The sequence below is a fragment of the Streptomyces sp. ISL-11 genome (genome assembly GCF_018614525.1).
Lineage (GTDB): Bacteria > Actinomycetota > Actinomycetes > Streptomycetales > Streptomycetaceae > Streptomyces.
Genome location: NZ_JAGGOL010000091.1, coordinates 1 through 12,483, shown reverse-complemented (window position 1 = coordinate 12,483; position 12,483 = coordinate 1). Strand labels below are relative to the sequence as shown.

Sequence of the window (12,483 nt, the reverse complement as noted above, 5' to 3'; positions counted from 1 at the left end):
GGGCGGCACCGGACGCGGGCAAGGAACCGGGCCCGGCCGGGGCCGCGGCCGCGCCCTCTGCGCCGGCCACGAGAGCGGCGTCGGACACCGGCCCGGCACCCGGCGCGGACGCGCCCTCACGCGTGTCACCGCGCAGCAGGGCCAGCGCGCAGGCCGCCGGCACCAGGCCGGCCGCCTGGATCAGGCACAGGGTCCGTACGGGCAGGTGGTCGCCCAGCAGGCCGAAGAGGAGCGAGGCGACGGGGAACGTCGCGCCGAGGACGGCCTGCATGACGGCGAAGAACGCCGGCTTGTCGGTGGCGGGCACGAGCCGCTGGAACAGGGCCACGAAGCGGACGCCGATCACACCGACGCACCAGCCGGCGACGACCAGGCAGCCCGCGAAGACCGGCCGCTGGGCCACGATCCCGGGAACGCCCAGCGCGAGCGCCATCGTGGCGAGGCAGAGGGAGCCGACGACGGTGGGCCGGCCGGGCACACGGGCGCCGCTGAAGGAACCGATCAGGGTGCCCGCGCCGAGCGACGCCTCCAGGAGGGCGACGGTACCGCCGCCGGCGTGGAGCACCGACTTGGTGTACAGCGGGATGACGACGAAGACGGCGGTCGTGAAGAGGTTGGCGGCCGTGAAGCTGATCAGGATCTTACGGACGAACGGCAGGCCGGCGAGGACCTGACGCAGTGTCCGCCGCTCCGGCTCCGTCCCCGCGTCGTCACCGGTGCCGGACGCCGGGTCGCGGAAGCGTACGGTCGCCAGGAGCGCCGCGGCCGTCACATAGGCGGCCGCGCAGCCGACCGCGAGGCCGGCGATTCCGGCGCGGTCGACGATCAGCGCACCGAGCAGCGCTCCGCCGAGGCTCGCGAGCGACTGCGTGGACAGCTCGAAGCCGGTGGCGGCCTCGATGTCCTCGTCGTCGACGAGTTCCGGCACGGAGGTGGTCAGGCAGGGGTCGAAGAACGCCTGGCAGGCGGCCAGGGCGAGGGTGGCGGCGTAGGCGGTGGCGAGCGGCAGGTCGCTCGCGTAGGCCCACACGGCCAGCGCGCTCGCGACGACGGCGGCGCCGCCGGCCGCGCCGCGCAGCAGCGAGCGGTGGGCGAAGCGGGCGATGGCGCGGGCGACGAGGGGCGCGAGGGCCACGGCGGGCAGGGTGCTGACCGCCATGAACAGGCCGGAGGCGAGGCCGTTGCCGCCGCTGACGGCGTAGGCGACGAGCCACCAGGAGACGCCGACCTGGAACATCCGCACGGCGGCCTGGGTCAGTACCTGGCTCAGCCATACGGTCCCGAAGGCGCGGTTGCGCAGAACCAGCGGCAGGCCGCGGCTCGTGGTCGCGGTGGTCATGCGGTCGGCCTCTCGTCGATCACGCGGACGAGCTTGCCGGAGCGGGAGTTGACGACGAGGTCGCGGTGGCGCACCCACTCCACCTCCAGCGGGTGGACGAAGCCGGCGGCCATGCTGTCGGGGTAGAGGGGCCGGGCCGTGTACAGGCCCGTGACGATCTCCTTGGCGAGGAGTTCGAGGCCGGCCGGGTCGTCGTCGCCGGGCGCGGTGGCCAGGCGCAGCACCAGCCCGTCCCTGCCGTCCCAGCGGCGCACCACGAGCTGCATGCCCATGACGCGGCCGTCGGCGTCCGCCTCCTCGACGGCGGCCTGGGCGTCCTGCGAGTACAGCGATACGGGGCCGACACGCACGCCTTCCTCGGCGCGGCCGAGGATGCGGAAGTGGCCCGCCTCGGTGTCCGTCCACTCGGCGCGGTCGCCCGCGGGGTAGCGGATGACCGGCATGAGCTTGCGGAAGAGGCTGGTGACCACGACGCGGCCGGGCCGGCCGGCCTCCAGGATGGGCTCACCGGTGGTCTCGTCGAGGATCTCGACGACGGAGTGCGGGGTGAACGCGCGGTGCACGCGGGGGTCGGGGCCGGGCACGGGGCGGCCGAGCAGGCCGGCGTCGACGCTGGCGTAGCCGAGGGAGCGCGGCTCGGCGTTGGGGAAGGCGGCGGCCAGGAGCCGGCGCTGGTCGGAGAAGAGCGCCTCGCCGCCGAAGAACAGCAGCTCCACGTCGGGCAGCTGCCGGTCCTGGGCGATCAGGTGCTCGGCGAGGCGGCACAGGGTGGTCGGGGTCCCGGCGACGACCTGGGCGGCGAAGTCCTCGAGGGTGGGGACCGTCGACTCCAGCGGGGCGCCGCCGCCGATGGGCAGCCGGACGCTCTCGACGGGGGCGTGGGAGAAGGAGTCGAGGATGAAGAGGAAGCTGGCGTACAGCTCTCCGGCGTAGAACAGGTCCGCCACGCGGTGGCCGGGGCGCAGGCCCGCGTCGACCAGCCCCTCGCCGAACGCGGTGACGAACTCGCGCCATTCCTCGCGGGTATAAGGGGAGAATTTCGGTGCCCCGGTGGTGCCGCCGGTCTTGAATACCGACGCTTCGGTGAGGGGCGCGGTCAGCACCTGATTGTCGTGCAGGGTATTGGCGGCCCAGAACTCACCCTGGTCGACGACGGGAAGGTCCGCGAGGCGGTCCGCGTCCGGCGTCAGGGAAGCGTAGAGATTCGCGTAGAACGGCGAGTGCCGGCGGGCGAAACGTATGAGGTCCGATAGCTGTTGGACGGGCATGAGACCTTGTCTGTACACGAGAGTGAAGGGGTATCAGGACGGTGAGGGGCAACACTCGCCGTTTCCTGTTGAAGGCTCAACGAGCCCTGGAGTACGGACCCATTTCGCCTCGGCGTCGCAGCTGACGCACACTCACAATCATGGAACAAGGTCGAACGTACCGCAAAATTGACAGAGTCCCGAGATAGGCTATTGGCCGGAAACAGGGGGAACGCCTCGGGGCGTCCACGAGGCGTTCGGCCAGCCCGCGGGATCGAGAGCCTTCCCGGGCGGCGGAAACCGGATCGCGCCCCGGCCGGGGGAATGGCCGGATGTGGCGGGGCGGACTCCGGGCCGGGCGGAGCCCGCGCCCTCAGGGCCGGCAGGAGATGTCGTACAGCCGCTTCCGCCGCGGGCGGAGCTCAGACGGACGGTGTGAGGAACCGTTCGGGCAGGCAGGCGTCGCACGGCCGCGCGTTGCCCGCCAGGAGCTGCTCGCGGGCCTGGGCGGTGGTCATGGTCTCCTCGCCCCCCTTCGGTACCCAGCACCCCGCGTGATGCACTTCGAGCATGGTGCGGCCCGACCGGCGGTGCGAGGTCATCGGCCAGAGGGCGTGCTCCAGGTCCGGCCGGTAGGGCGCGCCACCGGACGCCCGGGGGTCGACGGTGGCCCGCGCGTCCTCGTAGAGATCCTCGGGATCCTCGGTGAGGTATTGGAGGACGACACCGCGGACCCACTCCCGCGGAGGCATCCCCGCCTCCTCTGCGGCCGCCGTGATGAGGGCGAGTTCGTCGTGGCTGAAGAGCTGCTCCATGCCGCGCGACGGTAGCAGTGGCGCGTGGCCCGCGGGGCGAGGTCGCGCGGCTTGCGCGGACCCGGCATATGCCCCTGGTCGGCACCCCTTCACGAGGGCCGGGAGCGCGGCGGGGTACGAGAGGTCACGTACCCCCTCGGATGCGTCCGATCTCCCCCGGGGAAAGAGGAGTTCACCGGACGCCGGATTCGCCGCGCCCGGTTCCAGGGCGACGGCGGGTTCCCCCGAACGGGTGATCTGCCCCCGGCGACCTCCGGCGGCCGTCCGCGGCCCGGAGGCGACCGGTGGCCAGGGCCGCGTAACGAGCGGGGGTGGTGCCCACGTGCCGGGTGAAGTGCCGGTGCAAGTGGGCCTGGTCGTGGAAGCCGACGGTGGTGGCGATCTCGGCGGGGCGATGGCCGGCGAGCAGGAGGCCGCGTGCCCGGTCGACGCGTCTGCCCGTCAGATAGGTGTGCGGCGGGAGTCCGTACGTCTGCTTGAAGCAGCGGATGAGGTGGGTGGGATGGGCGCACAGGATCGCGGTCGCCTCCTGGAGGGTGATGCCCTCCTGTATCCGTGCGTCCAGGAGTTCCCGCAGCGCCGCGGCCAGGGGCCCGGCCTCGCGCCCCGGCGTGCCCGGACGGGGGCTTGCGAGGTGGGCGTGCAGCCGTTCGCGGAGGAAGGAGAGCCGGGATTCGGCTTCGAAGGTGTCCGCCGGGTGGGCGAGAGCGGTATGCAGCTGATGGACCCGATGGCGGAGCAGGCGGTCGTGGAGGACGGGAACGCCGACCGCGGGACCGGCGAGCCGCTCGGGGAGCACGGTGGTGTCGAGGTAGAGGACACGCTTACGGAAGCCGCTGTCGGTGACGGTTCTGCCGTCGTGGGATACCCCGGGCGGCAACAGCGCGACTCCTCCACCGGTCGCCCCGTGGCGGTGGCGGTCGAGGGCGAACTCCACCGACCCGTCATCAATGATCATCAGGGCCCAGGTGTCATGGGTGTGGGCAGGATAGGCGTGGTCGACGAACCGCGCGTGGAAGACCTCGGCGATGCCGGGGACATCGGGCCGCCAGGCGGAGATCTCCGCACGAGGACGCTGTCCGTTCATGCCAGGAACGTACAAGACCGGACGTGACCGGTCCCGGGAGACTCCCGGCATCGGCGGCCGCGTACGCATCCGCCCGACCCGGCCTCCAGGAGGAACCCCTTGCCCACCCCGGCTCAGCCCCCACAGCCCGCCCGGTCCGTGAACCTCGCCGAGCGCCTCGCCGGCTTCCACGACCACTGGGCGCAGCGGAAGATCGCCGACCTCAACGACTACGAGGTCAAGATAGCCAAGCTGCTCGGGGAGTTCGTCTGGCACAGCCACGACGACACCGACGAACTGTTCCTGGTCATCAGCGGCCGGCTGACCATACGGCTCCGCGACGGAGACGTCACCCTCGCACCGGGCGAGGTGTTCGTGGTGCCCCGGGGCGTGGAGCACTGCCCGGTGGCCGAGGAGGAGACCGCCGTCCTGCTGCTGGAACCGGCGGGGGTCGTCAACACCGGTTCGGCGGGCGGCCCGCTGACCAGAGGAGTGACGGACGCCCGGTCGGCACGCTGACCGGGAGCCGTGGCGGGCCCGCCTCCGCACGGGCGGACCCGCGATCCCGTTCACCAAGGGCCGGGCGGCAGGATGTCGTCCATCAGGATGGGGGTCTTGCGTACGCGGATGCCCGTCGCGTGGTGCACGGCGTTGGCCACGGCCGCGGCGGTGCCGACGATGCCGAGCTCCCCCACGCCCTTGGCTCCCAGGGGGTTGACGACCTCGTCGTGCTCGTCGACCGTCTCCACGGTCACCTCGCCGATGTCGGCGTTGCAGGCGATGTGGTAGCCGCCGAGGTCGGTGTTGGTGAAACGGGCCAGGGCGCGGTCGACGGACGTCTCCTCCAGCAGGGCGTGGCCGGCACCCCAGATCATGCCGCCCGCCAACTGCCCGTACGCGGTGCGCGGGTTGATGATCCGCCCGCACGCGAAGACGCCGACCATCCGGCCCAGCCGGATCCGGCGGGTGCCGGGGTCGACCAGGACCTCCACGAACTGGGCTCCGTGGCTGAACATCACATGCGTGTCGCCGACCGCCCCCGCCGCGACGAAGCCGCCGAAGTCGGCGCCGAGCCCCTGGCGGGCCGCGGCGGCGTCGAGCTCGGGCGGTGCCCACTGCCCGTCGGCCTCCAGGGACCCGCCGGGCAGGTGGGCCCACGTCCACGCGACCGTGCGGCCTCGGGCCTCTGCCATGGCCTTCAGCCGGTCCCCCGCCGCCCGGGCCGCCACCTTCACGGCGGAGCCGGCGGACGCCGTGGTCATCGAACCGCCCGCCATCGGCCCGGTGGGCAGATCGCTGTCGCCGAGCCGGACCGTCACCTCCTCGGCGGACAGGCCCAGTTCGCGCGCGGCGATCTGCGCCAGCACCGTGTACGCGCCCGTACCGAGGTCGTGCGCGGCGGCCAGGACCGTCGCGCGGCCGTCGGCGGTGAGCCGGACCCGGGCCCGGGACGGCGCCCGCAGGACGGGGTAGCCGGAGGCGGCGCAGCCCCAGCCGACCAGCCGGCCCTCGCCGTCGCGCATCGAGCCGGGCCGGGGGTCGCGCCCGGACCAGCCGAACAGCTCGGCGCCGCGCCGGTAGCACGCGACCATGGAGCGGCTGCTGAACGGCAGACCGGTGACGGGGTCGCGCCCGGGCTCGTTGCGCAGGCGCAGTGCGAGCGGGTCGACGCCCAGGGCCTCGGCGAGCTCGTCCATCGCGCTCTCCAGCGCGAACACGGCGGGGAACTCGGCCGGGGCGCGCATGAACCCGGGCGTGTTCACGTCCGTGGGCACCACGTGGTCGCGGGCGCTGATGCAAGGGTGGGCGTAGAAACGTGAGGTGAGCTCGGCGCCGGGGAGGGCGAGGGTGTCGGCACGGGAGTTCTGTCCCCACGCGTGGTGCTCGTAGCCGAGCAGCCGCCCGTCGCGGTCGGCGCCGAGCCGCACCCGGTGCCGGGTCTGCGGGCGGAAGGAGCCGACGGTGAACATCCGCTCCCTCGGTACGAGCAGCTTCACCGGTCTGCCCAGGAGCCGGGCGGCGACGACGACCAGGGCCGTGTGCCACAGCACCGTCGCCTTGGCGCCGAAGCCGCCGCCGACGTAGGGGCTGAGGATCCGCACGCGCTCGACGGGCAGGGCGAACAGCGCGGCCAGGGCGGCGCGGGTGCCGCGGACCCACTGGCTGGGGACGTGCACCGTCAGGCCGTCGTCCCGCCAGACGGCCGTGGTGGCGTAGAGCTCGATGGGGTTGTGGTGCATCGCCGGGGTCGTGTACTCGGCGTCGACGACGACCGGCGCGGCGCGCAGGGCCGCCGCCGTGTCGCCGACGTCGATCGCGAGGCGCTCCTGGGCCCGGGCGCCGTCCATCGCCTCGTCCAGTGTGGCCCGGGCGGGCAGCGTGTCGTAGTCGGCCTCCACCCGGTGGGCGGCCTCCTCCGCGGCCTCGGCCGAGTCGGCGACGACGAGGGCGATGATCTGGCCGGCGTAGTGGATGCCGTCGGAGCCCAGGGGGTTGACGCTCGACTGGAACGGCTCCCCGGAGGTCAGGAAGCCGCCCGCCAGGAGGGCGGCCTCGGGGCTGCGGTGGGTGAGGACGAGCCGGACGCCGGGTACGGCCTCGGCGGCGCCGGTGTCGAGGCGGGTGAGGCGGCCGCGGGCGACGGCGGAGGTCACCAGGGCGGCGTACGCGGCGTCCGGTTCGGTCGCGTCCGCGGCGTAGCGCGCGGCGCCGGTGACCTTGGCGAGGGCGTCCGCGCGGACGACCGGCGCTCCCACGGTGTCCGTCACAGGTCCTGCCCCTTCCGGCTCGCGAGCATGACGGCCTCGGCGACGGTGCGCGGGCCCAGGCGGAGTTTGGCGGTGTTGCCGCTGAGGGCGCGGGCGTGCGCGAAGGCCGCCCGCCCGGCGCTGCGGGCGGTCTCCTCCGTCAGCGGCCGGCCGGTGAGCTCCGCCTCGGCCTCGCGGCTGCGCCAGGGGCGGGTGGCGACGCCGCCGACCGCGACGCGGGCGCCGACGACCGTCGCGCCGGCCATCTCCAGGGCGACGGCGGCCGAGGCGACGGCGAAGGCGTAGCTCGCGCGGTCGCGCACCTTGAGGTAGACGGAGCGGCGGCCGGCGGGGGTGGCGCGCACGGTGATGGCGGTGACGATCTCGCCGGGGCGCAGGACGGTCTCCAGGTCGGGGCGGTCGCCGTGGGCGCGGTGCAGGTGCTCGAAGGGCAGGGTGCGGCGGCCGTGCGCGGAGACCAGCTCGACCTCGGTGTCGAAGGCGGCGAGGGCGACGCCCCAGTCCCCCGGGTAGACCGCGATACAGGCGTCCGTCGCGCCGAGCACGGCGTGTTCGCGGTTGACGCCGGTCAGCGCCGCGCAACCGGTGCCCGGGGAGCGCTTGTTGCAGGGTGAGACGCCGTCGCGGAAGTAGGCGCAGCGGGTGCGCTGGAGGATGTTGCCGCCGAGGGTGGCGACGTTGCGCAGTTGCTGGGAGGCGGCCTGGCGCAGGCTCTCGGTGAGGGCGGGGTGGTCGCGGGCGAGGACCGGGTCCTCGGCGACGTCGGCCATGTTCGCGAGCGCGCCGAAGCGCAGGACGGGGCCGCCGGTGTCGAAGGCGCGGAGTTCGCCGAGGCCGCCGATGTCGACCAGGTGCCGGGGCCGCATGACCTCCAGCCGCATCAGGTCGACGAGGGTGGTGCCGCCGGCGAGGACGACCGCGCCGGGCTCGCCGGCGGCCCGTACGGCCTCGTCGAGCGAGCGGACGCGGCTGTAGACGAAGGGGCGCACGGCTAGCTCTCCCCGGCGGCCGCGGCGATCGCGGCGACGATGGTGGGGTAGGCCGCGCAGCGGCAGAGGTTGCCGCTCATGTACTCGCGGATCTCCGCCTCCGAGCGGGCGTGGCCCTCGCGCAGGCACGCGGCGGCGGACATGATCTGTCCGGGGGTGCAGTAGCCGCACTGGAGGGCGTCGTGGTCGATGAAGGCGCGTTGTACGGGATGGAGCGCGCCGTCGGTCGCGAGGCCCTCGATGGTGACGACGTCGCGGTCCTGCGTGGTGACCGCGAGGGTCAGGCAGGAGAGCACGCGGCGTCCGTCGAGGTGGACGGTGCAGGCGCCGCAGGCACCGTGGTTGCAGCCGACCTTGGTGCCGGTGAGGCCGAGGTGTTCGCGGAGCAGGCCGAGGAGGGTGGTGCGTGGGTCGACCAGGAGTTCGTGGCACTGTCCGTTGACCCGTAATCGCAGCGGCAGGGCCGCGCCGTCCGTCCGGTCGCCGGTCGCGCCGGTACGGGCGGGGTCCTGGGCGTCGGGGGTGTGTGCCGGTCCGGTGAGTGCGTCCATGGATCCTTCCCAAGTGGGGTTTCGGCAAGGGGCTGTTGTACGCCTCCGGGCGCCCAGGCTGTCACGGCCGGCGCGGTGCGGCCAGGGCTTGGCGCGAGTCCGTACCGACCGGAAACGATCTGTGATCCGACGGGTTCGGAGGGCTACCTTCCGGCCGTACCCCTCGACTCGGGCCGGGGCGGGGGCCATGCCCTCCGAACGTTCTTACGAAACCAGGTGACGTCCATCGATGACCTTCACGCCCGGCACACCGTTCAGCCCCGCCGCCCCGTCCCTGACGGACCGGGCGATGCGCGCCTTCCCCGTACGCCACCCCGACGCCCGATTGCGCATCGGGGCCCTGCTGCACTTCGCCGGGGCCGCCCCGCGCCGAGAACGGCTGCGCGACCACGTCCTCGAACGGCTGCCCGCCCTGCCGGCCCTGACCCACTATCTCGGTGACGCCGGCACCGAGTGGGCCGCGGCCTCCCGGCTCGAACCGGCCACGCACGTGGTGGACCACCCGCTGCCGCCCGGGCACCAGAACCTGGAGCGCGCCGTGCAGCGGCTCCTGCGGGACCCCCTGCCCGAGGGGGCACCGCACTGGCGTCTCTGGCTGCTCCACGGGCACGCACCCGGCACGTACGCCGTGCTGTACCTCGTGCACCACGCGGTCCAGGACGGCGCGGGCATGCTGCACACCCTGGAGACCCTGTTTACCCCGCACGGGGTGCCGGAGGAGCAGTCGTCCGCGGTCTTCCCCGGTCTGCTCGGCGCCCCGCCGCCGACCGTGCGCGACCGGGTCCGGGCGCTGGCCACGACGGCGCGCCCGGCGCGCCGCACGGGCGTGTGGACCTCCGCACGGCACCCGCTCTCCGCCCGCCGGACCTTCCGCTGGGCGCGGGTCCCGACGCGGTGCCTGCGCCAGGTCGCGGCACCGGTCGGCGGCTCCTCGAACGACGCGTATCTCGCCACGCTCGCCCACGCGTTGCAGGACTGGGCGGCCGCGTACTGGCCTCCGGCGCACGGTTCGCCGGGCCTGGACCTGGTCATGCCGGCCAACGTCCGCCGTCCGGGCGAGGCGGGCGCCCCGGGCAACCGGACGGCGATGGTTCGGCTGACGCTCCCTGGCGGCGACGCCCCGCTGGCCGACCAGCTGGTGGGCGCCGTCCGCGCCACGGCCCCGCTGAAGTCGCACCGGCACCGCGAGGCGCTGCGCCGCACCGTCGCCGGGCCACGCCTGCCCGCTTGGGCGCTGCGCGGGCTCACCCGGAGACTGGCCGGCCCGTCCCACGCCGTCGTGGGCGTCTCGGGCCTGGTGGCCCGGCACGAACTCCGCTGGGCGGCGGACCCCGTCATCGCGGTGGAGCCGGTGGGCTGCCTGCCGGAGGGCAGTCCGCTGGGCGTGCTGATGCTGACGTACGGGGGCATGTCGGCGGCGTGCTTCATGGCGGACCGGGCGGTGCCGGGCCTGAGCACGGTGCACCTTCGGTGGGAGAGGGTGTACGGGGCTCGGCCCCGGGGTCCGGGCTGCCGGAGTAGGCCGTGTCCGGCGGGACTTCGGCCGCGGGCCGTCCTTGCCGCCTGGCCGCCTGCGGCGGAGCGGGCCGTCCTTGCCACCTGCGGCGGCGGGCGCGGCTCTTCGGCCGCGGGCCGTCCTTGCCACCTGCGGCGGCGGGCGCCCTGCGGGCGCGTCCTCAAGCGCCGGACGGGCTTGATTTCGGCTGAGCTCAGCCGAAATCAAGCCCGTCTGGGGGCACCTCCCAGCGGTAGCTGGGGGAGATTGAGGACACCACCGCGCAGCGGTGATGCGCACGACACTGCCCGCAGCGCACGCGCCCCGGCACCGGCGTGCCCCCTCACCGCCCCAGCGATTCCGCGAACCGCGATTCGTACGCCGCCGCCAGGTCCCGCAGGGCCTGGCCGCAGTCGCCCGCGTAGGACGGGCCGTGCATCAGGCCGAGCGTGGTCGGGTCCAGGTCAGCGAGCCGGCGCATCGTGGGGGCGGTGTGGGCGGTCAGGCACGACGCGTGGAAGACGTCCTCGGCGGCGAGTGCCGGGCCGACGATCTCGGACTCGGTCAGGGGCGGGGCGTCGCCGATCGCCGTGAAGAGGTCGCCGCACAGGAGCGTGCCCGTCGTCTCCTCGTACATCAGCCCGGCGTCCCAGCCATGCGGCACGTGCGGGGTCTCCAGGCGGCGGACCCGCTTGCCGCCGAGGTCGAGCACCTCGCCGTCGTCGAGCGGGCGCGGCAGGCGGTCGGCCATGTCGTTCACCGACACCAGGCAGCCCATCGCGCCGTGCGCGACCGCGGCCCGCGGCGCGGCGTCCAGCCAGGAGTTCAGGGAGCCGCACTCGTCGGCCTCGACATGGCCGAACGTGATCCAGCGGAGATTCGCCACCGGCGTCACCCGGGCCACCGCTTCCGACACCAGCGGGAACAGCGCCCGCAGGCCGCAGTGGAACAGCAGCGGCTCCTCGGCCTCGACGAGGAACTGGTTGAACATGAAGTCCGCGTCGCTGATGTACGTGGACAGCCGATAGATGTCCGGCGCGATCTCCGTGACCGTCGTCTCCATCGGGCACCGCCTCTCTTCCGTGGCGCCCAGTCTGCGGCGGAGCCGCCGTCGTGGCTTCGCACGCGGCGGCGCCGTTCCCTCGAACGGCGCACGGCGGCGGGCATCCTGACGGACCCGCTTCCTATGCCGAGCGAATTTGCCAAAACGGTCTCACCGGGTTCCGTTTTCGATTACCTTCCGTCGCAGTCGGTCCGCCGTTGGTAGCGGCGGCCGGCGTCCGTGCGAGTGGCTGGCTGTGCGAGTGAGAGGTTTGAGTGTCCGGTATCGACGCGTGCTTATCGGAGGCCATGGCGATCCCGGGGGTCCGGGGCGCCAGCCTGGTGGACTGGACCAGCGGTCTGACGCTGGGCGCGGCGGGCGACGGGCCGAACCGCGACCATGAGACGGCGTCGGCGGAGGCCGCCGAACTGGCCCGGCTCGTCTTCGAGAGCAGCGCGTTCACCCGGGCCACGGACGACGCGGGACCGGTCGAGGACCTGATCGTCAGCGCGCGCGGCAGCTACCACCTGATCCGGTTCGTGGAGACGGCGTTCGACAGCAGTGTCTTCCTCTACGTCTGGCTCGACCGGGCGGAGGCCAATCTGGCGGTGGCGCGCTTCCGACTCAGAGACCTGACCGCCGAGCTGGTCCTGTCGTGACGTGGGGCGCCCCGGATCCGGAGGAATCGATTCAGCAGCCGTCGTCCGCCGAGGACACCGCCCTGGTCCGGCTGGCCGACGAACGCGCCACGGGGGCGCTGCACGGACCGGTCGGCGCGCTCTATCTCGCCGACGGCGCCGTGGTGCACGCGGAGAGCCCGGCCGCGCCGGACGTGGGCAGGCGGCTGACCGCGGGCGGCCGGCTGTCACCGGAGACCTGGGAGGAGGCCGTCTCCCGGGGCGGCCCGGGCTACCGTGCCGGGGGCTTCCTCGTCGAACACGGCCGGCTGAGCCAGGGCGAGCTGGAACTGTGCCACCTCAGCGCCCTCTTCGACGCGGCCTACTTCGTCCTGTGCCCGCTCGAAGCGGGCAAGCGCCCTCCGGAGCGGTTCCTGCGGGAGGCCCGGCACTGGCTCGGCCCGGTCCGGCCGGTGCCGGTCGCCGCCGTGCGGCGCGAGGTGCGCCGCCGCCGCGCGATGCTCGAACGGGCCTGGCCCGGCGCGGCGGTGGAC

Annotated in this window: 10 protein-coding genes and 2 pseudogenes; 4 read left to right on the top strand and 8 right to left on the bottom strand. The window is 74.0% G+C overall.

The window, feature by feature from the left end; translation table 11 throughout:
- The 4 genes from J7E86_RS19455 to J7E86_RS19440 form a co-directional block, all read right to left on the bottom strand.
- A partial coding sequence (locus J7E86_RS19455) for an MFS transporter (protein WP_215082979.1) occupies positions 1 to 1,339 on the bottom strand: 1,339 nt, incomplete at its 3' end.
- The gene (locus J7E86_RS19450; protein ID WP_215082978.1) at positions 1,336 to 2,607 is read right to left on the bottom strand and encodes a phenylacetate--CoA ligase family protein; all 1,272 of its coding nucleotides are present in this window, start codon (positions 2,605 to 2,607) and stop codon (positions 1,336 to 1,338) included. The genes J7E86_RS19450 and J7E86_RS19455, both read right to left, overlap by 4 nt.
- Before the next feature lie 401 nt (positions 2,608 to 3,008).
- Positions 3,009 to 3,401, bottom strand: coding sequence for a DUF6233 domain-containing protein (locus J7E86_RS19445; RefSeq protein WP_215082977.1), 393 nt, complete (start codon positions 3,399 to 3,401; stop codon positions 3,009 to 3,011).
- A gap of 172 nt (positions 3,402 to 3,573) precedes the next feature.
- Complete coding sequence (locus J7E86_RS19440; RefSeq protein ID WP_215082976.1) at positions 3,574 to 4,488, bottom strand: AraC family transcriptional regulator; 915 nt, start codon at positions 4,486 to 4,488, stop codon at positions 3,574 to 3,576.
- Positions 4,489 to 4,587: 99 nt separating this feature from the next.
- Here J7E86_RS19440 and J7E86_RS19435 point away from each other — a divergent pair, with 99 nt between their 5' ends.
- The gene (locus tag J7E86_RS19435) at positions 4,588 to 4,986 is read left to right on the top strand and encodes a cupin domain-containing protein (RefSeq protein WP_215082975.1); all 399 of its coding nucleotides are present in this window, start codon (positions 4,588 to 4,590) and stop codon (positions 4,984 to 4,986) included.
- A 50-nt stretch (positions 4,987 to 5,036) separates the two neighbouring features.
- Here J7E86_RS19435 and J7E86_RS19430 read toward each other — a convergent pair whose 3' ends face one another.
- The 3 genes from J7E86_RS19430 to J7E86_RS19420 are packed head-to-tail and all read right to left on the bottom strand — an operon-like array spanning position 5,037 to position 8,775.
- Complete coding sequence (locus tag J7E86_RS19430) at positions 5,037 to 7,235, bottom strand: xanthine dehydrogenase family protein molybdopterin-binding subunit (protein ID WP_215082974.1); 2,199 nt, start codon at positions 7,233 to 7,235, stop codon at positions 5,037 to 5,039.
- A complete protein-coding gene (locus J7E86_RS19425; RefSeq protein WP_215082973.1) occupies positions 7,232 to 8,224 on the bottom strand; it encodes a xanthine dehydrogenase family protein subunit M in 993 nt (330 codons plus the stop codon). The genes J7E86_RS19430 and J7E86_RS19425 overlap by 4 nt, the downstream gene beginning before the upstream one ends.
- 2 nt (positions 8,225 to 8,226) lie before the next feature.
- Positions 8,227 to 8,775 carry a (2Fe-2S)-binding protein gene (locus J7E86_RS19420; RefSeq protein ID WP_215082972.1) on the bottom strand — a complete coding sequence of 183 codons (549 nt, stop codon included), beginning with the start codon at positions 8,773 to 8,775 and terminating at the stop codon, positions 8,227 to 8,229.
- Between the two features lie 229 nt (positions 8,776 to 9,004).
- Here J7E86_RS19420 and J7E86_RS32085 point away from each other — a divergent pair.
- A pseudogene (locus tag J7E86_RS32085) lies at positions 9,005 to 9,481 on the top strand (wax ester/triacylglycerol synthase domain-containing protein); the annotation flags it as partial.
- A 1,132-nt stretch (positions 9,482 to 10,613) separates the two neighbouring features.
- Here J7E86_RS32085 and J7E86_RS31190 read toward each other — a convergent pair.
- Complete coding sequence (locus tag J7E86_RS31190; RefSeq protein ID WP_251019374.1) at positions 10,614 to 11,333, bottom strand: MBL fold metallo-hydrolase; 720 nt, start codon at positions 11,331 to 11,333, stop codon at positions 10,614 to 10,616.
- Positions 11,334 to 11,620: 287 nt separating this feature from the next.
- Between J7E86_RS31190 and J7E86_RS19410 the strand changes: the two genes are divergently transcribed.
- Positions 11,621 to 11,971, top strand: a complete 351-nt coding sequence (locus tag J7E86_RS19410; protein ID WP_251019373.1) for a hypothetical protein — start codon at positions 11,621 to 11,623, stop codon at positions 11,969 to 11,971.
- Positions 11,968 to 12,483 (top strand): annotated as a pseudogene (locus J7E86_RS19405) (hypothetical protein); the annotation flags it as partial. The gene J7E86_RS19410 and the pseudogene J7E86_RS19405, both read left to right, overlap by 4 nt.